The sequence below is a fragment of the Streptomyces katrae genome (assembly GCF_000717655.1).
In the GTDB taxonomy this organism is placed as follows: Bacteria; Actinomycetota; Actinomycetes; order Streptomycetales; family Streptomycetaceae; genus Streptomyces; species Streptomyces katrae_B.
Genome location: NZ_JNZY01000002.1, coordinates 320,676 through 343,320, shown reverse-complemented (window position 1 = coordinate 343,320; position 22,645 = coordinate 320,676). Strand labels below are relative to the sequence as shown.

Here is a 22,645-nt window from a genome sequence, read left to right as displayed (position 1 = left end):
CGGCCACCGGCCCCGTGCCGGACGGCAGGGAAGCGGGACCACCGGCCGGGCACGCCGGACGGAGTCCGGTGCAGCCCGCCGGGGCCGGTAAGGCCCGCCCGGGCCGAGCCGCGCGAGGGGCGCGGCGAAAAGGGAGACACGTCACAGCTGCGCTGCAACAAACCACCACCCGGGACGGGACCCCGGCCCGCGCTCGTAGAATCGCCGGGTGGATACGACCCTGGATGACCCCCTCGTCGGGCAGACACTCGACGGCCGCTACCGCGTCGACGCCCGCATCGCGGCCGGCGGCATGGCGACGGTCTACCGGGCCGTCGACACCCGCCTCGACCGCGTGCTCGCGCTGAAGGTGATGCACCCGGCGCTCGCCGCCGACGGCGGCTTCGTCGACCGGTTCATCCGCGAGGCCAAGTCCGTGGCCCGCCTCGCGCACCCCAACGTCGTCGCCGTCTTCGACCAGGGCACCGACGGGCCGTACACGTACCTCGCCATGGAGTACGTCTCCGGCTGCACGCTGCGCGACGTGCTCCGCGAGCGCGGCGCGCTCCAGCCCCGGGCCGCCCTCGACATCCTCGAGCCCGTCCTCGCCGCGCTCGGCGCCGCCCACCGGGCCGGGTTCGTGCACCGCGACATGAAGCCCGAGAACGTCCTGATCGGCGACGACGGCCGGGTCAAGGTGGCGGACTTCGGGCTGGTCCGGTCCGTCGACTCGGTCACCAGCACCACCGGCTCCGTCCTCGGCACCGTCTCCTACCTCGCCCCCGAGCAGATCGAGAGCGGGAGCGGCGACACCCGCGTGGACGTCTACGCCTGCGGTGTCGTCCTGTACGAGATGCTCACCGGCTCCAAGCCGCACTCCGGCGGCACCGCCGCCCAGGTGCTCTACCAGCACCTGCACGAGGACGTGCCGCCGCCGTCGGCCGCCGTCCCGGGGCTGCCGGGCGTCCTGGACCAGCTCGTCGCGTACGCCGCCGCCCGCGATCCGGAGCTGCGCCCCTCCGACGCCGCCGCCCTGCTCGGGCTGGCCCTCGACGCCCGCGCGCTGCTCGGTGACACCGAGCTGGACGCCGTGCCGCCGCAGGCGCGTGCCGAGGCGCGCAGCGCCACCGAGGACCGCACCAGTGTGATCCCGCGGCCCGTCGCGGCGCAGCCGTCCGTGAACCTCACGTCCCGGCTGGAGCTCCCGGACCGCCCCGAGCCCGCACCGGCCCGAGTCGCGCCTCCGGCCCCGCGCAGGCCGCGGCGCGGCACGCTGCTCGTGATCGCCGGGGTGCTGATCGCGCTCGGTCTGGGCACCGGGGTGTGGTACATCAACGCCGGCCAGTTCACGAAGGTCCCCAACCTGCTCGGGAAGAGCGAGGCGCAGGCCAAGTCCGAGCTGTCCGAGGCCGGCCTCGGCGTGAAGCGGATCGACCGGAAGTTCAGCGACGCGTTCGACCGCGGGACCGTGATGAACTCCGACCCCTCGGGCGGCAAGCGCATCCGCGGCAACGGCGCGGTGGTGCTGACGATCTCGCGCGGCCCGGAGGTCGTCGTCGTCCCGGATGTGAAGGGCAGGCCACTGGACGACGCGAAGGCCGAGCTGGCCAAGAGCGGTCTGGCTCCCGGCCTGGTCACGCAGGCGTTCAGCCAGGACGTCGCCCAGGGATCGGTGATCTCCACCGATCCGACGGGCGGGCAGAAGCGGTCGCCCGACACGGCGGTCGCGATCGTGGTCAGCAAGGGCCGGCCGGTGCAGGTGCCGAACGTGGCCGGACGCCCCCTCGACCAGGCGCGGGCCGCCCTCCAGGACGCCGGCCTCAAGGTCGAGACGGCCGCGGACCAGGTCAATTCGCCGTTCCCGGCCGGTACGGTCGCCAACCAGTCGATCGGCGCCGGAGCGCAGGCCGCGACGGGTGACACGGTGACGCTCACCGTGTCCAAGGGCCCGCGGCAGATCCCGGTGCCGAACGTGACCGGCCAGGAGGCGGACGTGGCCCGCAGGACGCTGGAGGCGGCCGGTTTCAAGGTGAAGGTGGAGCGGCCGTTCCTGTCCTTCAGCAACACGGTGGACGCCCAGTCGGTGCCGGGCGGCCAGAACGCCCCCGAGGGCAGCACGATCGTCCTGCGGACCAAGGGGCTGTAGCAGTAGTGGACCGGAGCGTCATGGACGGGGCCGTGCGCAATCCCGTGGGCGGACACGTCCCCGTCGCCGGCGGGCTCGCCTCGGTGGGGCTGACGTACGCGCGGGAGATGGGTGCCGAGGCCGTCCAGGTCTTCGTGGCCAATCCCCGCGGCTGGGCCACCCCGGTGGGGAACCCGGCCCAGGACGAGCTGTTCCGGGCGGGGTGCGCGGCCGGGTCGATCCCGGCGTACGTGCACGCGCCGTACCTGATCAACTTCGGCTCGCACACGGAGGCGACCGTGGAGAGGTCGGTGGAGTCACTGCGGCACTCGCTGCGCCGCGGCCGGGAGATCGGTGCGCTCGGGGTGGTCGTCCACACCGGCTCGGCGACCGGAGGGCGCCCGCGCGAGGCGGCGTACGCGCAGGTCAGGGAGTACCTGCTGCCGCTGCTGGACGAGCTGGTGCACGACGACGACCCGTTCCTGCTGCTGGAGTCCACGGCCGGGCAGGGTTCCTCGCTGTGCTCGCGGACCTGGGACTTCGGGCCGTACTTCGAGGCGCTGGAGCACCATCCGAAGCTCGGGATCTGCCTGGACACCTGCCACGTCTTCGCCGCGGGGCACGATCTGGCGGAGCCGGGCGGCGCCAAGCAGACGCTGGACCTGCTGGTGGACACGGTGGGCGAGGGGCGGCTGAAGCTGATCCACGCGAACGACTCGAAGGAGGGCGTGGGCGCCCACAAGGACCGCCACGCCAACATCGGGCAGGGGCACATCGGCCGGGACGCGTTCGCCGAGCTGTTCACGCACCCCGCGACGCAGGGCGTCCCGCTGATCATCGAGACGCCGGGCGGCAAGGAAGGGCATGCGGCGGACGTGGCACTGCTGAAGGAGCTGCGCGAGCTCCACTGATCCATTGAGGAACACCACGCGCTCACCCTGCGCGGGATCCTCGCGGCCGGCGTGGACCTGCGTACGGCCATCCGGGTGGCCTTGGCCGGGGCCACCCTTTCGATCGCCGTCATGGAGCTGATCGACAACGGTGCAGTGGCTGATCGGCCGCGGCAAGGGCCACGCGTTCGTGCACCGGTACCACCACTGAGGGCGGAGCCCCGTTACAACTCGGGGCCGTCCCCCGGCTCCTCCTGGTACGAGTAGCGCTGCTCGCGCCAGGCGTCGCCGATGTTGTGGTAGCCGCGCTCCTCCCAGAAGCCGCGGCGGTCGGCGGTCATGTACTCGATGCCGCGGACCCACTTCGGGCCCTTCCAGGCGTACAGGTGCGGGACCACGAGCCGTACCGGGAAACCGTGCTCGGCGGTGAGCAGTTCACCGCCCTCGTGGGTGGCGAAGACGGTCCGCTCGGAGGCGAAGTCGGCCAGCCGCAGATTGGAGCTGAAGCCGTACTCGGCCCACACCATCACGTGCGTGACCTGCGGGGACGGCGGCGCCAGGGCCAGGATGCGGCGGGCGAGGACCCCGCCCCATTCGGCGCCCTGCATGCTGAACTTCGTCACGCAGTGCAGGTCCGCCACGACCGACTCGAACGGCAGGGCCGTGAATTCCTCGTGGTTCCAGCAGTGCTTTTCACCGTCGGCGGTCGCTCCGAAGACGCGGAACTCCCAGCGGTCCGGCTTGAACTTGGGGACCGGGCCGTAGTGGGTGACCGGCCAGCCGCGCTGCAACCGCTGCCCCGGTGGAAGCTCCAGCTGCTCTGCTCCCGGAGATTCCCGGCTTTCCGGCTGACCCATGGCTCCATGGTGACAGACGTAGCGGGGTGGTCACGACCGGGTATGCCCCTACAAGGGCAAGTCATGGCAACTCACACTAAGGAGGCACTTACTGGACGGCCTCCTGCGGCGGTGCAAGGATGCGCGCACTCCCCCAGCCACGGCTGGGAGGTGCCCCCAGACCCGTCACGCAGCTGACATTGCCTGGAAGGAGCCTCTGCGATGCAGGGCGACCCCGAGGTCCTCGAGTTTCTGAACGAGCAGTTGACCGGCGAGCTCACGGCGATCAACCAGTACTGGCTCCACTACCGGATCCAGGACAACAAGGGTTGGACCAAGCTCGCGAACTACACCCGTGCCGAGTCCATCGACGAGATGAAGCACGCGGACAAGATCACCGAGCGCATCCTCATGCTGGACGGCCTGCCGAACTACCAGCGGCTCTTCCACGTACGGGTCGGCCAGACCCTGACGGAGATGTTCCAGGCGGACCGGCAGGTCGAGGTCGAGGCCATCGACCGCCTCAAGCGCGGGATCGAGGTGATGCGCGGCAAGGGCGACGTGACCTCGGCGCGCCTCTTCGAGGAGATCCTGGGGGACGAGGAGCACCACATCGACTACCTCGACACCCAGCTGGAGCTCATCGAGAGCATCGGGGAGCCGCTCTACATTGCGCAGCTGATCGAACAGCCGGAGAGCTGAGTCCTACGCGGCTTCCCGGAGAGCCGAGTCCTACGCGGCTTCCGCGAGCGCCGGGTCGGCCGCGAGCACGGCAGCGGCGTTGCCCTTCTCCAGCAGCTCCCGACGGGGGCACGCCCCGCGGCCCAGGATGCCCTGGATGGTGCGCACACAGGATCCGCAGTCGGTGCCGGCCTTGGTGACCGAGGCGATCTGGCGGGGGGTGCAGGCCCCGGCGGCCGCGTGCTCCTTGACCTGCTTGTCGGTGATCCCGAAGCAAGAGCAGACGTACACGCGGTTCACCTCCCTGGCAGGAATGGTTCTGCAGCCATCCCCTATTCGGTGAGGCTTACCTAACCGTACCTAAAGTGAGGCTTGCCTAAAAGCCCTGGAAACGACTGTGGGGCACGGATCACATCGATCCGTGCCCCACAGTCGTAGGTACCTACGTACTGATCCGCTTACTGGTCGCGGTACATCTCGGCGACGAGGAAGGCCAGGTCCAGGGACTGGCTGCGGTTGAGCCGCGGGTCACAGGCCGTCTCGTAGCGCTGGTGCAGGTCGTCGACGAAGATCTCGTCGCCGCCGCCCACGCACTCGGTGACGTCGTCACCGGTGAGCTCGACGTGGATGCCGCCCGGGTGGGTGCCGAGGCCCTTGTGGACCTCGAAGAAGCCCTTGACCTCGTCGAGCACGTCGTCGAAACGTCGCGTCTTGTGGCCGGAGGCCGCCTCGAAGGTGTTGCCGTGCATCGGGTCGGTGACCCAGGCGACGGTCGCGCCCGAGGCCGTGACCTTCTCGACGAGCTCGGGGAGCTTGTCGCGGACCTTGTCGGCGCCCATGCGGACGACGAAGGTCAGCCGGCCCGGCTCGCGCTCGGGGTCCAGCCGGTCGATGTACGTCAGCGCCTCGTCCACCGTGGTGGTCGGGCCGAGCTTGATGCCGATCGGGTTGGCGATCTGCGAGCAGAACTCGATGTGCGCGTGGTCCAGCTGGCGCGTGCGCTCACCGATCCAGACCATGTGGCCGGAGGTGTCGTACAGCTTGCCGGTACGCGAGTCGGTGCGGGTCAGCGCGCCCTCGTAGTCGAGCAGCAGCGCCTCGTGGGAGGCGTAGAACTCGACGGCCTTGAACTCGGCCGGATCGGTGCCGCACGCCTTCATGAAGTTCAGCGCGTTGTCGATCTCCCGCGCGAGCTGCTCGTAGCGCTGCCCGGACGGGGAGGACTTCACGAAGTCCTGGTTCCAGGCGTGCACCTGGCGCAGGTCGGCGTAGCCACCGGTGGTGAAGGCGCGCACCAGGTTCAGCGTCGACGCGGACGCGTGGTACATGCGCTTCAGCCGCTCGGGGTCCGGGATCCGGGCCTCTTCGGTGAAGGCGAAGCCGTTGACGGAGTCGCCGCGGTAGGTCGGCAGGGTGACGCCGTCGCGGGTCTCGGTGTCCTTGGAGCGCGGCTTGGAGTACTGGCCCGCGATGCGGCCGACCTTGACGACGGGCACGGAGGCCGCGTACGTCAGGACGGCGCTCATCTGGAGCAGCGTCTTCAGCTTGGCTCGGATGTGCTCGGCGGACACGGCGTCGAAGGCCTCGGCACAGTCGCCGCCCTGCAGAAGGAACGCCTCGCCCTTGGCGACGGCTCCCAGACGGGCGCGCAGCTGGTCGCACTCGCCCGCGAAAACGAGCGGAGGATACGACTCGAGGTCCGCGACGACAGCGCGCAGTGCCTCGGCATCGGGGTACGAAGGCTGCTGCGCCGCGGGAAGGTCTCGCCAGGTCGCCTTGGCGGCGGGGGCTTGGGTTTCAGCGTTCACGGTCACCTCGTACACATTACGGCGTCTTGCGTCACGTCCAGCCCGGTGCCCACTCCGTGAGACGGGTGTCTCTGCGGGTACGGGTGGGCTATCGTCGGCGGCATGTACGCGCTCTCGAACCAGAACTGGTGGTGGCCCGCTCCCGGCGGCCCACTTCTCGCGCGTACCCACTGACACGCACGACGCGAAGGCCGCCCGAGGGGCGGCCTTCGGTGTTTTCCGGGCCCGGCCGCTCCTCTTCACCCCGCCGATGAAGAAGGACGCCCGCCCATGGAAACCAGCCGCCCGGCCCCCAGCCGCCTGCTCGGCCTGCTCGACGACTCCTGCCCGCCGTTCGCCCTGCTGCGCCGCCGGACCCCCGGCCGCGACCACGACACCGTCGAGGTGCTGATCGGCCCGGTCCACGAGGCCGGGCGCCTCGCCGAGCTGCCCGTACGGGAGCTTCCCACCCTCGCCCTCGTCCCGTTCCGGCAGATCCGCGAGCGCGGGTTCGACGTACACGACGACGGCACGCCGCTGAGCGTGCTGGCCGCCGACGAGGCGTACGAGATCCCGCTCGCGGAGGCGCTGGCCGTGCTGCCGGACCACCCGGTGCGGGTCGAGGGCGGCGGCTTCGACGTGCCCGACGAGGAGTACGCGGCGACCGTCGAGCGGGTGATCCGGGACGAGATCGGCCGCGGCGAGGGCGCGAACTTCGTCATCCGGCGCACGTACGAGGGCCGGATCGACGACTTCGGGCGGGCCGACGCGCTCGCGCTGTTCCGGCGGCTGCTGCTGGGCGAGCGGGGTGCGTACTGGACGTACGTCGTGCACACCGGGGACCGGACGCTGGTGGGGGCCAGCCCGGAAGTACACGTACGGATGTCCGGCCGCACGGTGGTGATGAACCCGATCAGCGGGACGTACCGCTATCCGGCCGGGGGCCCGACGGCCGAGTCCCTCCTCGCCTTCCTCGGCGACCGCAAGGAGACCGAGGAGCTCTCGATGGTGGTCGACGAGGAGCTCAAGATGATGTGCACCGTCGGGGACATGGGCGGGGTCGTCGTCGGGCCGCGGCTGAAGGAGATGGCGCACCTCGCGCACACCGAGTACGAGCTGCGCGGCCGGTCCTCGCTGGACGTACGGGAGGTGCTGCGCGAGACGATGTTCGCGGCGACGGTGACCGGCTCGCCGGTGCAGAACGCCTGCCGGGTCATCGAGCGGTACGAGGCCGGCGGGCGCGGCTACTACGCGGGGGCCCTGGCGCTGCTGGGCGTGGACGCCTCGGGGGCCCAGACGCTGGACTCCCCGATCCTGATCCGGACCGCGGACATCGCGGCGGACGGCACGCTGCGGGTGCCGGTGGGCGCCACGCTGGTCCGGCACTCGGATCCGGCGGGCGAGGTGGCGGAGACGCACGCGAAGGCGGCCGGAGTGCTGGCGGCGCTGGGGGTCCGCCCGGTGGCCCCGCGGCCGGCGTTCGGTTCGGCCGGCCTCGCCGGCGACCCCCGGGTCCGGGCCGCCCTCGCGGCGCGCCGCCAGGACCTGGCGCCTTTCTGGCTCCGGATGCAGGATCGGCCCCCGGCTCGGGCCGGCCACGCGCTGGTGGTGGACGGGGAGGACACGTTCACGGCGATGCTGGCGCATGTGCTGCGGGTGACGGGGCTGGAGGTGACGGTACGCCGCTACGACGATCCCGGGCTGCGGGAGGCGGCCCTGTCGTGGACCGGCCCGGTCGTCCTGGGCCCGGGGCCGGGGAACCCGGCGGATGCGGCCGACCCGAAGATGCGGATGCTGCGCGGGCTGGCGGGCGAGCTCCTGGCCGGGCACCGGCACGGCCTGCTCGGGGTCTGCCTGGGGCACGAGCTGCTGGCGGCGGAGCTGGGGCTGCGGCTGGTCCGCAAGGCGGAGCCGGCGCAGGGGGCGCAGAAGCGGATCGACTTCTTCGGGAGGGAGGAGGTGGTGGGCTTCTACAACACGTACACGGCGCACTGCCCCGACGCCGCGGCGGCCCGCCTGTCGGAGCAGGGTGTGGAGGTCTCCCGCGACGCGGTGACGGGGGAGGTCCACGCCCTGCGCGCATCCGCCTTCGCGGGGGTCCAGTTCCACCCGGAATCGATCCTCACCCTGCGGGGCGCCGACCTGCTCCGCGAGCTCCTGGTCGAGGTGACGACGGCCACGGTCTAGCCGGTCGGCGTGGCCGGGTCCGCTGCGCGGGCCTTTCCCCGCCCCGCCCTCCTCCCGTTCACCGGGGCCGGCCCCGGACCCTGGGGGCTCCGCGCAGCGGGAGCCGTCAGGCCGGGGTCGGCTTCGTGCGGCGGGACAGGATCGTCCGGACCAGCTGCCAGGTCAGGATCGGGCCCAGTACCGCCGTGCCGGCGAGGAGTATCGTGAGGTTCCCGAAGGCCAGCGCCAAGGACACCGGTGCGCCCACCGCCGGATCCGCGAACGCCAGCCACGCGTCCACCCTCTCCCCCGGCCGGGAACGTAGCGCGGGCCGCAGGGCCCGGGCGGCGTACACGAGCTGTACCGCGGCAAAGGCCATGAGGATCCAGCGGCCCACGGAAGGTATGTCCACGCGGCCGAATCTAAGCCGTGCACCCGCGCCGCCCGCATATGGCCCCGGCCTGAACTCCGGACGAACTCGCGTCACTGGGGGGACAGCGTGTTCTGCGACCTCCGCCCCGCCAGGTAGTCCGCCACGTTCCGGACCGTCGCCTCGATGATCTGGCCCACCGCGTCGTGGGTGTAGTACGCCTGGTGCGAGGTGACCACCACGTTCGGGAACGTGATCAGGCGCGCCAGGGTGTCGTCCTCGACGGCCTCCAGGGACTTGTCCAGGAAGAACAGCCCGGCCTCCGCCTCGTACACGTCCAGCCCGACTCCCTCGAAGCGCCCGGAACGCAGCTCCGACACCAGCGCCTCCGAGTCGATCAGCCCGCCGCGGCTCGAGTTCACCAGGATCGCGTCGTCCTTCATCATCCGCAGCGCGGCCGCGTCGATGATGTGGTGCGTCGCCTCCAGAAGCGGCACGTGCAGGCTGACCAGGTCCGCGGACGTGAGCAGCTCCTCCTTGTCCACGTACCTCATGCCCAGCTCCACGCACGCCGGGTTCTGCACGAGGTCCCAGCCCAGCAGGTTCATGCCGAAGCCGTGCGCGATCCTGGTGAACGCCTCGCCGATCTTCCCGGTGCCGAGCACGCCCACGGTGCGGCCCCGCATGTCGCGGCCCATCAGCCCGTTCAGCCGGAAGTCGAAATCCCGCGTCCGGCTCGAGGCCCGGACGATCCGCCGGTTCACGGCCATCGCCAGGGTCCACGCGAACTCGGCGACCGAGTAGGGGGAGTAGTACGAGACCCGGCTCACCGTCATGCCGAGCTGCCGGGCGACGTCCAGGTCGATGTTGTTGAACCCGGTGGACCGCTGGGCGATCATCTTCGTCCCGCCCGCGGCCAGGGTCCGCAGCACGCGCCCGTTCAGATCCGCGTTCACGCTCGACGAGACGATCTCGTACCCCGCCGCGATGGGGGCGGTGTCCTCGGTGAGGAACACGTTCAGGCAGCGCAGCTCGTGGTGCCCGGCGGCCGCGAACGCCTTCTCGATCAGCGGCTGCTCGTCCCCCTGCACCCCGAATGCCAGGATTTCCACATTCGCTCCCGTGCTGCGCGCGAAGAATCGGACCATGGGTCGTTCCGTCACCTTACGGCCGATACGACCCACAGCCCTCGCGCCCGCTCCGGCTCAGCCGAAGAACACCCCGACCTCCTTGTACAGCGCCGGGTCCACGGTCTTCAGCTTCGCCGTCGCGTCCGCGATCGGCACCCGCACGATGTCCGTCCCCTTCAGCGCGACCATCTTGCCGAAGTCGCCGTCGTGCACGGCGTCGATCGCGTGCAGCCCGAACCGCGTCGCCAGCCACCGGTCGAACGCGCTCGGCGTGCCCCCGCGCTGGATGTGGCCGAGCACCGTGGTCCGGGCCTCCTTGCCCGTCCGCGCCTCGATCTCCTTGGCCAGCCACTCCCCCACCCCCGACAGCCGGACGTGCCCGAAGGAGTCGGTGGTGGCGTCCTTCAGCACCATCTCCCCGTCCTTGGGCATGGCCCCCTCCGCGACCACCACGATCGGCGCGTAGCTCGCCTTGAACCGGGAGGTCACCCACGCGCACACCTGGTCCACGTCGAAGCGCTGCTCCGGGACGAGGATGACGTTGGCACCGCCCGCCAGCCCCGAGTGCAGGGCGATCCAGCCGGCGTGCCGCCCCATCACCTCGACGACGAGCACCCGCATGTGCGACTCGGCCGTGGTGTGCAGCCGGTCGATGGCCTCCGTGGCGATGCCCACCGCCGTGTCGAAGCCGAAGGTGTAGTCCGTGGCCGACAGGTCGTTGTCGATGGTCTTCGGAACGCCGACGCAGGGGATGCCGTATTCCCCGTACAGCTTGGCGGCCACGCCCAGGGTGTCCTCGCCGCCGATCGCGACGAGGGCCTCGACCTCGTACTTCGCGAGGTTCTCCTTGATCCGCCGGACCCCGTTCTCCTGCTTGAACGGGTTGGTGCGCGAGGAGCCGAGGATGGTGCCGCCGCGCGGCAGGATGCCGCGGACGGCGGGGATGCCGAGGGGGACGGTGTCCCCCTCGACCGCACCTCGCCAGCCGTCCTTGAAGCCGACGAACTCGCACCCGTACTCCTGGACGCCCTTGCGGACGACGGCACGGATGACCGCGTTGAGCCCGGGGCAGTCGCCGCCGCCCGTCAGCACTCCGACCTTCATTGGAATCTCCCTTCGCCACAGGGCCCACTGAGCCCGCTGGGCCCGCATGACGGTCACGCTAGTGGTGACTCAGGTCACAGCAAGGGCCTGGGAAGGGTCAATTCCGGTGGAATTACGGGGTGTTGCTTCCCCCCGTTCACTCGTACGAGGACGTAAGTACGACGTACGACACCGTGCGCGTCCCCGTCACGCGTCGTCGAGACCGCGCTCTATCGCGTACCGGACGAGCTCCACCCGGTTGTGCAGCTGGAGCTTGCCCAGGGTGTTCTGCACGTGGTTCTGCACCGTGCGGTGGGAGATGACGAGGCGCTCCGCGATCTGCTTGTACGAGAGCCCCTTGGCCACCAGCCGCAGCACCTCGGTCTCCCGGTCGGTCAGTTGGGGGACCTTCGGCTCGTCGGGGGCGGCGGGCGCCGGGTCGGTGGCCAGGCGCCGGTACTCGCCGAGCACCAGCCCGGCCAGGCCCGGGGTGAACACCGGGTCGCCGGCTGCGGTGCGGCGGACCGCGTCGATCAGCTCCTGGGCGCCCGCGGACTTGAGCAGGTAGCCGGTGGCCCCGGACTTCACGGCCTCCAGGACGTCGGCGTGCTCACCGCTGGCGGACAGGACCAGGACGCGCAGCGCGGGGTTGGCGCCGACGAGCTCCTTGCAGACCTGTACCCCGGGCATGCCCGGCAGGTTGAGGTCGAGGACCAGGACGTGGGGGGCGGCGGGCACGGCCCGGCGGACCGCCTCGGGGCCGTCGCCGGCCGTGGCGACCACGTCGAAGCCTGCGGCGGCCAGGTCGCGGGCGACCGCGTCCCGCCACATCGGGTGGTCGTCGACGACCATCACCTTGATCTCGTGCGGCTGCGGCTCGGCGGTCTGGCTCACTGGGTTCTCCCCCTCGGTACTTTCAGTTCCACTTCGGTGCCCTGCCCGGGGACGGACACCAGCTCGGCGCTGCCGCCGAGGTCCCGCAGCCGGCCGCGGATGGACAGGGCCACGCCCATCCGGCCCTCGCCCTGGGCCTGGTCGAGCCGGCCCGCCGGGATGCCCGGACCGTCGTCGCGGACGGTCACGATCACCTCGTCGCCCCAGTCCTCGACCAGGATCCAGGCCCGGGCCCCGTCCCCGGCGTGCTTGCGCACGTTGTCGAGGGCGGCGCCGACCGCGGCGGCCAGCTCCTTCGCCGCGGGCACCGGCAGCAGCACCGGCGTGCCGGGCTCGGCGAAGCTGATCCGGGATCCGGCGTGCGGGGCGAGGAGGGTCCGCAGGTCCAGCTCGCCCTCGTCGGCACCGGGCTCCTCCACCTCGTACGTGTCCACCAGCGCGCCGAGCGACTCGTCGCGGCAGATCCGGGAGGTGGGCACCAGCCCGCTGGTCACCAGGGTGCGCAGCGCCACCTCCTGCTCCCCGGCCATCCGGCCGAGCTCGGCGGCCTCGCCGCCCAGCTCGGTGCCGCGCCGCTGGACCATGGCGAGGACCTGGAGGACCCCGTCGTGGATGTCGCGGGCGAGGCGCTCGCGTTCGCGGGTGGCGGCCTCGATCTCCAGGGCGCGGGCGAGGGTGGCCTCACTGGCCCGGGCGACCTCGACGACGTAGCCGATGGCGATGGAGGCGACCCAGACCAGCAGCACGTTGTGCAGGGTGTCGCGGGTGGGGTTGCCTCCGTGGACCAGGATGTTGGCCACGGCCACGAAGGTCGAGGCGAATCCCGCCCAGCGCCAGCCGCCCTTGATCGCGAAGGCGAGGACCGAGCCCGCCGTCCAGATGCTGGGGAGGGTGGGGCCGCCGCCGGCGATCCGCTCGTAGGTGTCCGCGACCGGGGTGAGCAGGATCCCGACGAGGGCGACGGTGAGGTCGGCCCCGAGGAACCGCTTGGTGCAGCTGACGGCGTTCGCCACCTTGCGGTGGGTGGCCACGGTCCAGACGGCGAGCACGGCGAGGTAGCCGGCCGCGGCCCAGGGGCGGTCGAAGTCCTTGTACGCCGAGGCGAACAGCAGGGCCGCGTAGACCATGGTGATCAGCCGGTAGGCGGTCAGGGCCCGCCACAGCGGCTGCTCGACCGACATGCGCACGACGCGTTCGCGTTTCGCCATCTCCCCCACCCCGTGCGGGCAGTACCGCCCGTTCTGCCCGCCCTGCCCGTCCCGCCCGCCCTGCCCGTCCTGCTCCGCTACTCCGCGCTCTTGCCGGCGTTCTTCTCGGCGGCGGCCTTGGCGGCCTTCTCGGCCTTCTCCGCGTCGGCGATCTGGCGCTTGGCGGCCGTCGCGTAGATGTCGACGTACTCCTGGCCGGACAGCTTCATGATCTCGTACATGACCTCGTCGGTCACCGAGCGCAGGATGAAGCGGTCGCCGTCCATGCCCTGGTAGCGGCTGAAGTCCAGCGGCTTGCCGATCCGGATGCCCGGGCGCATCAGCTTCGGGACGACCTTGCCGGGCGGCTGGATCTTCTCCGTGTCGATCATCGCCACGGGGATCACCGGGGCGCCGGTGGCGAGGGCCACCCGGGCCAGACCGCCGGGCTTGCCGCGGTAGAGGCGGCCGTCGGGTGAACGCGTGCCCTCGGGGTAGATACCGAACAGCTCCCCGCGCTCGATGACATCGATGCCGCTCTTGATCGCGGCCTCGCCCGCACCGCGCGCACCGGAGCGGTCCACCGGGAGCTGGCCGACGCCCTTGAAGAAGGCGGCCGTCAGCTTGCCCTTGACGCCCGGGGAGGTGAAGTACTCCGCCTTCGCGATGAAGGTGACCTTCCGGTCCAGTACGGCCGGCAGGAAGAAGGAGTCGGAGAACGACAGGTGGTTGCTCGCGAGGATCGCCGGCCCCTCGGCGGGAATGTTCTCGAGGCCCTCCACCCACGGCCTGAAGGCGAGCTTCAGGGAACCCCCGATGGAGAACTTCATTGCGCCGTAGATCAACTCGAAAGCCTTCCTGTGTCTGTCGAACAGACCATATCCCCTGGCTCGGGCGAGAGCGGTCGACGACCCTGGTCGGTGTCACCCCCGTCGCGTACGGTGAAGTCACACAGCGCTACGCACCCCCCACCCGTCGAAGGAGACCCTGGTGCCCGTCCTCCCTGGAGCCGAGCCGTTCCGCCACGAGGGCGGAGAGGTCGGTGTCCTCCTCTGCCACGGCTTCACCGGTTCCCCGCAGTCGCTGCGCCCGTGGGCCGAGTATCTCGCCGGGCAGGGCCTGACGGTGTCGCTGCCGCTGCTGCCCGGGCACGGGACGCGGTGGCAGGACATGCAGCTCACGGGCTGGCAGGACTGGTACGCGGAGGTCGACCGCGCCCTGCGGGAGCTGCTGGACCGGTGCACGCAGGTGTTCGTCTTCGGCCTGTCCATGGGCGGGGCGCTGAGCCTGCGGCTCGCGGCGAAGCACGGGGACGCGATCAGCGGACTCGTGCTCGTCAACCCGGCCAACAAGGTGCACGACCCGCTGGCCGTCGCCCTCCCGGTGGCCAAGCACTTCATCCGCTCGACCCCGGGCATCGCGAGCGACATCGCGAAGCCGGGCTCGGAAGAGGTCGGGTACGACCGGGTCCCGACCCGGGCCGCGCACTCGCTGCGGAAGTTCCTGCAGATGCTGGACACCGAGCTGCCGCAGGTGACGCAGCCGGTGCTGCTGCTGCACAGCCCGCAGGACCATGTCGTACCGCCGGTCGACTCGGCGCGGATCCTCGCGCGGATCTCGTCGACGGACGTCACCGAGACCCTGCTGGAACAGAGCTACCACGTCGCGACGTTGGACTACGACGCGGAGCAGATCTTCGCGGACAGTTTTGCGTTCGTCGGACGGCTCGCGGAGAGCGTCGGCAGGGAGGGGGCGGCCAGCGGTGGCTGAGCACGAGGAGTCCCCGGGGGGTGTCCCCCCGCTGGACGAAGAGGCGGCCTGGGCGGCGATCGTCGCCGGGTACGGGCAGGAGCCGCCGGACCCGCCGGGGTCGAGGCCGTTCCGGCCCATCGAGAACCTGATGCTGCCGGAGGAGGACGTGGAGCCGGCTCCGGAGCCTCCGGCGGACAACCAGCCCCCGGCGGACAAGCAGCCCCCCGCGGACAAGCAGCCTCCGGCGGACAAGGAGCCCCCGGCTCCGGCGCTGGGCAGCTCGGTGGTGTTCGCCCCGGGCGTGGGTGTGGGCGTGAGCGGCACCGGCCCCGGGACCGGGCCCCGGGACCACACGCCGGCGGAACCGGACGAGAAGGACGAGGGCCACTTCGTCCCCCCGGAACCGGAGCTCCCGCCCGCGGACACGACGGCGAAGTTCGCGTGGCTGGCGGTGGTGGGCGGGCCGGTGCTGCTGCTGGTGGCCGTGCTGCTGCAGTGGGACATGACCTGGTGGCTCACGACGCTGGGCATCGGCGGCTTCCTCGGCGGCTTCGCCACGCTGGTGGCCCGGATGTCGCAGGGCGACGACGAGGACGACGACCCGGGCCGCGGCGCGGTGGTGTAGGCCGCGGCCCGGATCCCGCGCCTCAAACGCCGGCGGGGCCGGACCTCCCGGCCGGGAGGCGGAGGGCGGCCAGGACCGGGAGGTGGTCCGTGGCGGCGTGGAGGTCCCGGGGGGTCACCCCGGGCAGCCCGTCGGGCACTCCGCAGGCCAGGACCTCCACCTCCGGCGAGGCGAAGACGGCGTCGATGCGCCGGTCCGGCGCCGCCGCGGGGAAGGTGCGCTCGCCGCCCCACGGGGACACCGTCCAGCAGTCCCGCAGGCTCTCGGTGAGACGCCCGAAGGCAGGCCCGCCGGGGGCTTCGTTCAGGTCGGCCGCCACGATCGCGTGCGGCGCCTCCAGCGACGCGGCGCGCTGCGCCAGCAGTCCCGCCTGCGCGGCCCGCTCCGCCCGGTCCAGGGACAGGTGCGCGCTGACGACCCCGACCCGCGCGGCCCCGAACCGGACCACCGCCGTGGCGAAGCCCCGCCGGTGCAGGCCCGGGGTGAGGGGGAGGAGCACGTCCTCCGTCCGCTCCACGAAGGCCCGTAGGGAACACAGCAGGAGCGGGCCCGCAGCCGTGGCGCCGCCGCTGAGCACCACCAGGTCCGTCTTCGCGGCCAGCCGCGCCGCGTGCTTGCGCCAGCGGAAGAACCGCGGTGCCTCCTGGATGAAGACGAGGTCGGGGGCGCACGCGCGGATCACCCGGGCCAGCGCCTCCTCGTCGTCCCGCATCGAGCGGATGTTGTAGCTGAGGGCTCGGATCACCGCGGAACCGTCGGGTTCCGTCACAGAGTTCGGCAGCATGGACGGCAACATAGCCAGACTGCCCGCCGTGCCACAGAGGGCGCGGCGGGCAGTTCGGACAAGAGGAGACGTCAGCCCTGGCGGGCCAGGTCCGCCGCGCCGACGAGCCCGGCCTTGCCGCCCAGCTGCGCGGCCAGCACCTGCGCGTGCGGGCGCCACGCGCCGCCGACCAGCCAGCGCTTGAAGGACTTGCGGATCGGGTCGAGGACGAGGTCGCCCTCGTCCGAGACCCCGCCGCCGACGATGAACGCCGACGGGTCGAAAAGGGACGCCAGGTCCGCCAGCCCGGCACCCGCCCAGCGGGCCAGCTCGCGGAAGGCGTCGATGGCCACCAGGTCACCGGCCCGCGCGGCCTCGCTGATGTGCTTGCCCTCGATGCCGTCGGCGGTGCCGTCGCCGAGCGAGAGCAGGACCGCCGCGTTCTCGGGGGTGGCGTTGGCGCGCTGCTTCGCGTACCGGACGAGCGCGCGCCCGGAGGCGTACTGCTCCCAGCAGCCCTGGCTACCGCACCCGCACAGCAGACCGTCCGGGACCACCCGGATGTGCCCGAACTCGGCGGCCACGCCGAAGCGTCCGCGGCGCAGCTTGTTGCCGATGATGATGCCGCCGCCCAGGCCCGTGCCGAGCGTGATGCAGATGACGTCGTCGTGGCCCTGGCCGGCGCCGAAGCGGTACTCGCCCCAGGCGGCGCAGTTCGCGTCGTTCTCGACGACGACCGGCATGCCGATGCGCTGCTCGACCTTGTCCTTGAGCGGCTCGTGCCGCCAGTTGATGTTCGGCGCGAAGAGTACGGTCGCGCGCTTGTCGTCCACGTAGCCGGCGGCGCCGATGCCGACGGCCTCGATGGTGTGGCTGCTGCTGACTTCGGACACTGCGGCGCAGATAGCGTCCGTCACTCCGTCCGCGGTCGGCGGGGTGGGCACCTTGTACGTCTCAAGGATGGTGCCCTCTTCGTCGACCACGCCGGCCGCGATCTTCGTGCCGCCGATGTCGACGCCGATGGTGAGTCCCATTAGTCCCTCGGTTTCCGGTCAAACCCCGCCACGGCCAACGGTACCCGAGGGCAGCAGGGTCTCAGTCGAGATCGATCCGCTGCGTCGGACCGCTCCCGCCCTCCTCACGGGGATCGGAACGGTCGCCGGAAGGACGGTCGCCCGAGGGGCGCTCTCCGGAGGGGCCGTCCGTGCCCGCGCCCGCCGCGGGCTCGTCGCGGGTCCAGCGGCGCTCGTGGCCCTCGACGGCCGAGCGGTACGCGGCGAGCAGCTCGGAGCCGGCGGCCGCGAGGTGGTCGAAGACCTCGGGGTTGCGCTCGACGACGGGCTTGGCGGCGGCCTTCGCCTGGTTGACGAACTGGCGTACGGCGCCCTGGGCGGCGGCGCCGAGCAGCGGGTTGTTCAGCCCGGAGACCTTGTCGGCGACGGCCTCGAACAGCTTGAAGAGCTCCTCTGCGGCGGTCCCGGTGCCGGCGTCGGTGCCGCCCTGCCGGGCCCGGCGGCGCTCCTGCTCCGCGGCGAGGTCCTCGGCGCAGGCCTTGGCCCAGGCGTCGTCGTCGGTGGGACGGTCGGTGGCCTCGCTCATGGCGGACTCTCCTGCGGCAGCTGCTGGGCGTGCGGTGCGTGTACTACTTCCGACGTTACCCGAACGGGGGTACCCGGTTCAGGGCCTGCGGGGCCAGAGCCCCGGGTCCGGCGTGAAGCGGATGCGGAGCTCCCCGTCGGCGAGGGCGGCGCCGGAGACCGTGCAACGGCGCAGCGCCGAGGGCAGCGGAACGATCCTGCGGTACGGGCCGGCCGCGAGCAGCAGCTCGTCGCCGCGCCGGACCAGGTCGAGGTCGCGCTTGTGGGCGCCGGGCAGCGGCACCACCCAGACGAGTACCCCGTCGTCGGCGAGGCGGTCCTCGACCGCCCAGGCCCGGCGGCCCCGGCCCGTGCCCCCGGCCTCCCCCGAGGCGCCCGGAACGAGCCCCTCCGCCCCGGTGAGCCGTGCCAGGTCCTCCGGCCCCTGGGGGTCCCGCCCGAAGTGTCCCAGCGGCAGCACGGGGGTGTCCCCGGCCCACTGGGCGGCGTACTTCTCCTGCTGGGCGGCGAGCCCGGCCAGCCAGGGGTCGGGCGAGCCCTGCGGCACCATCCGGTTGGCGACGATCCCGGCGACCGGCAGCTGCTCGAGGGCGAGGCCGAGCAGCCCGGTCCGCAGTGCGGCGTCGGCGCCCGGTCCCGGCTCGGCGACCAGCCGCAGCGTGGTGGTACCGGCCTCCACGACGGCCTGGACGGCGGCCAGCTCCTCGTCCCAGCGCGCGGCGGCCTCGTACAGCCACTGCGCGGGCATCGGTACGCCGGCCAGCTGGGCCAGTACGGGCCGCAGGGCGCGGGCCGCCTGCCGCTCGGCCGGGAGCAGCCGGGCCAGGTAGCGGCGCAGCTGGGCGGGGAGGGCGAGGGCGGCCACGGCCTGGTGCAGCGGGGGCATGTCGACGACGACGAGGTCGGTGCCGGGTGCGGTGGCGGCCCGGCGCAGGGCGCGCAGCAGGGCGAACTGCTCGGCGCCGGGCAGCTCGGTGAGCTCCTCGGCCCCGAGCGGCCGGGCCCCGACCATGCCGAGCAGGGCGGATCCGCGCTCCTGGAGGGCGACGAGCTCCCGGCGGAACTCCTCGCCGGAGTCCACGCGGGCCGTGAGGACCCCGCCGACGGGTACCGCCGTCAGCCCGGGCGCGGCTTCGACGGGCTCCCCCGTCGGCTCCCCGAGCAGTGCGGACAGGGGGTTGCCGGGGTCACCGGAGAGCAGCAGCACCCGCGCACCGTTCCTGGCGGCGGCGAGGGCGGTGGCGGCGGCCACGGTGGTCCGCCCTGCCCCTCCAGGGCCGGTGATGAGCAGAGTGTGCATGCTGCAGGTGCTCCTACGGTGCGCAAGCGGAAGCCGGGCCGCGCCCGGGGCTGGATCGATCAGGCCGATTCGACGCGCTTCTTCAGGCCGGCCAGGGCACGGTCGATGATGACCTTTTCGGCCTTGCGCTTGATCATGCCGAGCATCGGGATCTTGACGTCCACCGTCAGCTGGTAGGTGACCTCGGTGCGCTTGCCGCCTTCCAGCGGGGCGAGCCGGTACGAGCCGTCGAGCTGGCGCAGCATCTGCGACTTGTCCAGGGTCCAGCTGACCTCGTCCGTACCCGTCCAGGTGTAGGCGAGGGTGTGGTCGTCCTTGATCGCGCCCGCGTCCAGCAGCAGCCGGACCTTCTCGGCGCGGCCGTCGGCGTCGGTGGCCAGCACCTCGGCCTCCTTCACCTCGCCGGTCCACTCGGGGTAGCGGGCGAAGTCGGCGATCACGGCCATCACGTCGGCCGGCGCCGCCTCGATCGTGATGCTCGAGCTGGTGTGTTCGGCCATGGCGGTCGCCCCTCCAGGGATTGTTCGAGGAAGTGTGCGGCCTGCGGCCGCCGCGTGCAGGCTACCGTGCGTGCGGAGGTCACCACTCCAGGGCCCGGGGCTCTGCGCCGAGGGGCCCACGGCTCACCACTGCGGGGGTCCGCGGGTCACCCCTGCGGGCCCCGCGGCTCACCACTCCAGAGCCCACGGCCTTCCGGTGGCGGCGAAATGCCCGACGTTCACGCATTCCGTGCCGCCGATCCGCATGCGGCGGGCCAGCGGCTGGTGCACGTGCCCGAACAGCGCGTACCGCGGGCGGGTCCGCCGGATCGCCGCGAGCAGGGCCTCGCTGCCGCGTTCGAACCGGCGCGCGACCGTGTCGTAGCAGAGCTCGGGAACCTCTGGCGGGATGTGCGAGCAGAGCACGTCCACCTCGCCGAGCGCCTCGACCTTGGCGGCGTACTCGTCCTCGTCCACCTCGTACGGGGTGCGCATGGGGGAGGGCAGTCCGCCGCCGACGAAGCCGAAGACGCGGCCGCCGATCTCCACCCGCTGCCCGTCGAGGACGGTCGTGCCGGGGCCGGCGTACTCGGACCACAGACCCGGGATGTCGACATTGCCGTAGGTGGCGTACGTGGGCTGCGGGAAAGCGGAGAACATCTCGGCGTACTGGCGGCGCACCGCGCCCTCGATCAGCTGTTCCCGGTCGAGCCCGGCCCACAGCCGCCGCCCGAAGTCGCGGGCCTCGTCGAAGCGGCGCGCGGTGCGCAGCTCCACGATCCGGTCGGCGTTCTCGACGCCGAACAGGTCGGGGAAGATGCCGCGCGAGTGGTCGGCGTAGTCGAGGAAGAGCACGAGGTCGCCGAGGCAGATCAGGGCGTCGGCGCCGTCGCCGGCGCGGGCGAGCGCTTCGGTGTTGCCGTGGACGTCGCTGACGACATGGACCCGCGTGCTGCTTTTCCTGCCACCCATGCGCTCCACCCTAGGGGGGCCCGCAGGCCGCGGGTAGAGGGGGTGGGTCAGGCGGCCTACCTGCGGTTACTTCCGAGTCCTCAACGGCGTCGACTAGTGTCGGCCTGGCACGGCCGCGGCTGTGACGCACGGAACATCTGGCCGGTTCCCTCTATCCGGAACCCACTACCGGTGGGTAACGTCCGGTCGGTCCACATGGTGGCGATGGCGCCCAGAGGAGCAGCAGTCTTGCGCGAGTTCAGCCTTCCGGCCCTGTACGAGGTCCCGTCGGACGGGAACCTGACGGATCTCATCCGCCGCAATGCCGCGCAGCATCCCGACACCGCCGTCATGGCCCGCAAGGTCGACGGCCAGTGGCAGGACGTGTCCGCGACCGAGTTCCTCGCCGAGGTGCGTGCAGCGGCCAAGGGCCTGATCGCGGCCGGCATCCAGCCCGGCGACCGCGTCGCGCTGATCTCCCGCACCCGCTACGAGTGGGTGCTCTTCGACTTCGCGATCTGGAGCGCGGGCGGCGTCACCGTCCCCGTGTACGAGACCAGCTCGCCCGAGCAGATCCAGTGGATCCTCGGCGACTCCGGCGCGGTCGCCGCGGTCGTGGAGAGCCCGGGGCACAGCGCGGCCGTGGCCTCGCTGCGCGACCGGCTGCCGGAGCTGCGCGAGGTCTGGGAGATCGAGCAGGGCGCGCTGGCGACGCTGCAGGCCGCCGGCGCGGACGTGACGGACGAAGAGGTCGACCGGCGCAGCTCGCTGGCGAACGCCGACGACCCGGCCACCATCGTCTACACCTCGGGCACCACCGGCCGTCCCAAGGGCTGTGTGCTGACCCACCGCAACTTCTTCGCGGAGTGCGGCAACGCGGTGGAGCGCCTGAGCCCGCTGTTCAAGACCGGCGAGTGCTCGGTGCTCCTGTTCCTGCCCGCCGCGCACGTCTTCGGGCGCCTGGTCGAGGTGGCCGCCGTACTGGCGCCGATCCGGCTGGGCTGCGTACCGGACATCAAGAACCTCACCGACGAGCTGCAGTCCTTCCGGCCCACGCTCATCCTCGGCGTCCCGCGCGTCTTCGAGAAGGTCTACAACTCTGCGCGCGCCAAGGCCCAGGCCGAAGGCAAGGGCAAGATCTTCGACGCGGCGGCCGACACGGCGATCGCGTACAGCCGGGCGCTGGACACCCCGCGCGGGCCGTCCTTCGGCCTGAAGCTGAAGCACAAGATCTTCACGAAGCTGGTCTACAGCAAGCTGCACGCCGTCCTCGGCGGCCGCGGCGAGTACGCGATCTCCGGCGGAGCTCCGCTGGGCGAGCGGCTCGGGCACTTCTTCCGCGGCATCGGCTTCACCGTGCTGGAGGGCTACGGCCTGACGGAGTCCTGCGCGGCCACCACCTTCAACCCGTGGGACAAGCAGAAGATCGGTACGGTCGGCCAGCCCATGCCGGGGTCCGTGGTGCGCATCGCGGACGACGGCGAGGTGCTGCTGCACGGCGAGCAGATCTTCAGCGGGTACTGGAAGAACGAGGCGGCGACGGCGGAGGCGCTGGCCGACGGCTGGTTCCACACCGGCGACGTCGGCACCCTCGACGAGGACGGCTACCTCACGATCACCGGGCGCAAGAAGGAGCTCATCGTCACGGCGGGCGGCAAGAACGTGGCGCCCGCGGTGATCGAGGACCGGATCCGGGCGCACGCGCTGGTCGCGGAGTGCATGGTGGTCGGCGACGCGAGGCCGTTCGTGGCCGCGCTGGTGACGATCGACGAGGAGTTCCTCGGCCGCTGGGCGGCGGAGAACGGCAAGCCGGCCGGCGTCACGGCGGCGGAGCTGCGCGAGGACGCGGACCTCATCGCCGCCGTCCAGCAGGCCGTGGACGACGGCAACGCGGCGGTTTCCAAGGCGGAATCGGTGCGGAAATTCCGCATTCTGCCCTCCCAGTTCACGGAGGAGTCGGGTCACATCACGCCGTCGCTGAAGCTGAAGCGGAACGTGGTGGCGAAGGACTTCGCGGACGAGATCGAGGCCCTGTACCGCGGCTGATGC

Annotated in this window: 22 protein-coding genes; 7 read left to right on the top strand and 15 right to left on the bottom strand. The window is 71.9% G+C overall.

Going from position 1 to position 22,645, the window contains the following annotated elements; translation table 11 throughout:
* Window positions 1-208 precede the first annotated feature (208 nt).
* Window positions 209-2,125, top strand: coding sequence for a Stk1 family PASTA domain-containing Ser/Thr kinase (gene pknB / locus IF09_RS0103755; RefSeq protein WP_030291852.1), 1,917 nt, complete (start codon window positions 209-211; stop codon window positions 2,123-2,125).
* 20 nt (window positions 2,126-2,145) lie between these two features.
* A complete protein-coding gene (locus IF09_RS0103750; RefSeq protein WP_030291850.1) occupies window positions 2,146-3,015 on the top strand; it encodes a deoxyribonuclease IV in 870 nt (289 codons plus the stop codon).
* 203 nt (window positions 3,016-3,218) lie between these two features.
* On the opposite strand, the gene IF09_RS0103745 is transcribed toward IF09_RS0103750, so the two are convergent.
* Window positions 3,219-3,851 (bottom strand): sulfite oxidase-like oxidoreductase, encoded by a 633-nt coding sequence (locus tag IF09_RS0103745; RefSeq protein WP_030291848.1) that lies wholly within the window; start codon window positions 3,849-3,851, stop codon window positions 3,219-3,221.
* A gap of 201 nt (window positions 3,852-4,052) precedes the next feature.
* Here IF09_RS0103745 and bfr point away from each other — a divergent pair, with 201 nt between their 5' ends.
* The gene (gene bfr / locus IF09_RS0103740) at window positions 4,053-4,532 is read left to right on the top strand and encodes a bacterioferritin (protein WP_030291847.1); all 480 of its coding nucleotides are present in this window, start codon (window positions 4,053-4,055) and stop codon (window positions 4,530-4,532) included.
* Between the two features lie 30 nt (window positions 4,533-4,562).
* On the opposite strand, the gene IF09_RS0103735 is transcribed toward bfr, so the two are convergent.
* Together IF09_RS0103735 and IF09_RS0103730 are read right to left on the bottom strand one after the other, a co-directional pair.
* A complete protein-coding gene (locus tag IF09_RS0103735; protein WP_053785178.1) occupies window positions 4,563-4,802 on the bottom strand; it encodes a (2Fe-2S)-binding protein in 240 nt (79 codons plus the stop codon).
* A gap of 167 nt (window positions 4,803-4,969) precedes the next feature.
* A complete protein-coding gene (locus IF09_RS0103730) occupies window positions 4,970-6,334 on the bottom strand; it encodes a class II 3-deoxy-7-phosphoheptulonate synthase (RefSeq protein WP_369778980.1) in 1,365 nt (454 codons plus the stop codon).
* Between the two features lie 255 nt (window positions 6,335-6,589).
* Between IF09_RS0103730 and IF09_RS0103725 the strand changes: the two genes are divergently transcribed.
* Window positions 6,590-8,485, top strand: a complete 1,896-nt coding sequence (locus IF09_RS0103725; RefSeq protein ID WP_030291843.1) for an anthranilate synthase family protein — start codon at window positions 6,590-6,592, stop codon at window positions 8,483-8,485.
* A gap of 106 nt (window positions 8,486-8,591) precedes the next feature.
* Here IF09_RS0103725 and IF09_RS0103720 read toward each other — a convergent pair whose 3' ends face one another.
* The 6 genes from IF09_RS0103720 to IF09_RS0103695 form a co-directional block, all read right to left on the bottom strand.
* Window positions 8,592-8,876: a hypothetical protein gene (locus IF09_RS0103720; RefSeq protein ID WP_158709903.1), complete on the bottom strand. Its 285-nt coding sequence runs from the start codon at window positions 8,874-8,876 to the stop codon at window positions 8,592-8,594.
* A 71-nt stretch (window positions 8,877-8,947) separates the two neighbouring features.
* Window positions 8,948-9,946: a 2-hydroxyacid dehydrogenase gene (locus tag IF09_RS0103715; protein WP_030291841.1), complete on the bottom strand. Its 999-nt coding sequence runs from the start codon at window positions 9,944-9,946 to the stop codon at window positions 8,948-8,950.
* 93 nt (window positions 9,947-10,039) lie between these two features.
* Complete coding sequence (locus IF09_RS0103710; RefSeq protein WP_030291840.1) at window positions 10,040-11,068, bottom strand: 6-phosphofructokinase; 1,029 nt, start codon at window positions 11,066-11,068, stop codon at window positions 10,040-10,042.
* Window positions 11,069-11,254: 186 nt separating this feature from the next.
* Window positions 11,255-11,899, bottom strand: a complete 645-nt coding sequence (locus IF09_RS0103705; protein ID WP_051696177.1) for a response regulator — start codon at window positions 11,897-11,899, stop codon at window positions 11,255-11,257.
* A gap of 38 nt (window positions 11,900-11,937) precedes the next feature.
* A complete protein-coding gene (gene macS / locus IF09_RS0103700) occupies window positions 11,938-13,149 on the bottom strand; it encodes a MacS family sensor histidine kinase (RefSeq protein ID WP_030291838.1) in 1,212 nt (403 codons plus the stop codon).
* 77 nt (window positions 13,150-13,226) lie between these two features.
* The gene (locus tag IF09_RS0103695) at window positions 13,227-13,958 is read right to left on the bottom strand and encodes a lysophospholipid acyltransferase family protein (protein WP_030291837.1); all 732 of its coding nucleotides are present in this window, start codon (window positions 13,956-13,958) and stop codon (window positions 13,227-13,229) included.
* Window positions 13,959-14,118: 160 nt separating this feature from the next.
* Between IF09_RS0103695 and IF09_RS0103690 the strand changes: the two genes are divergently transcribed.
* The gene (locus IF09_RS0103690) at window positions 14,119-14,898 is read left to right on the top strand and encodes an alpha/beta hydrolase (RefSeq protein ID WP_030291836.1); all 780 of its coding nucleotides are present in this window, start codon (window positions 14,119-14,121) and stop codon (window positions 14,896-14,898) included.
* A complete protein-coding gene (locus IF09_RS0103685) occupies window positions 14,891-15,505 on the top strand; it encodes a hypothetical protein (protein ID WP_030291834.1) in 615 nt (204 codons plus the stop codon). The genes IF09_RS0103690 and IF09_RS0103685 overlap by 8 nt, the downstream gene beginning before the upstream one ends.
* Window positions 15,506-15,527: 22 nt before the next feature.
* On the opposite strand, the gene IF09_RS0103680 is transcribed toward IF09_RS0103685, so the two are convergent.
* The 6 genes from IF09_RS0103680 to IF09_RS0103655 form a co-directional block, all read right to left on the bottom strand.
* Entirely contained in the window at window positions 15,528-16,301 is a 774-nt protein-coding gene (locus IF09_RS0103680) for an endonuclease/exonuclease/phosphatase family protein (RefSeq protein WP_030291832.1), read from the bottom strand.
* 59 nt (window positions 16,302-16,360) lie between these two features.
* Window positions 16,361-17,302, bottom strand: coding sequence for an ROK family glucokinase (locus IF09_RS0103675; RefSeq protein ID WP_030291830.1), 942 nt, complete (start codon window positions 17,300-17,302; stop codon window positions 16,361-16,363).
* Window positions 17,303-17,363: 61 nt separating this feature from the next.
* Window positions 17,364-17,867: a DUF5304 domain-containing protein gene (locus IF09_RS0103670; protein WP_030291828.1), complete on the bottom strand. Its 504-nt coding sequence runs from the start codon at window positions 17,865-17,867 to the stop codon at window positions 17,364-17,366.
* Window positions 17,868-17,945: 78 nt separating this feature from the next.
* Window positions 17,946-19,166 carry an ArsA family ATPase gene (locus IF09_RS0103665; protein ID WP_030291823.1) on the bottom strand — a complete coding sequence of 407 codons (1,221 nt, stop codon included), beginning with the start codon at window positions 19,164-19,166 and terminating at the stop codon, window positions 17,946-17,948.
* Window positions 19,167-19,225: 59 nt separating this feature from the next.
* Window positions 19,226-19,666: an SRPBCC family protein gene (locus tag IF09_RS0103660; protein WP_030291821.1), complete on the bottom strand. Its 441-nt coding sequence runs from the start codon at window positions 19,664-19,666 to the stop codon at window positions 19,226-19,228.
* 168 nt (window positions 19,667-19,834) lie between these two features.
* Window positions 19,835-20,617, bottom strand: a complete 783-nt coding sequence (locus tag IF09_RS0103655) for a metallophosphoesterase family protein (protein WP_030291820.1) — start codon at window positions 20,615-20,617, stop codon at window positions 19,835-19,837.
* A gap of 228 nt (window positions 20,618-20,845) precedes the next feature.
* On the opposite strand from IF09_RS0103655, the gene IF09_RS0103650 reads away from it, so the two are divergent.
* Window positions 20,846-22,642, top strand: coding sequence for an AMP-dependent synthetase/ligase (locus tag IF09_RS0103650; RefSeq protein WP_030291817.1), 1,797 nt, complete (start codon window positions 20,846-20,848; stop codon window positions 22,640-22,642).
* Window positions 22,643-22,645 lie beyond the last annotated feature (3 nt).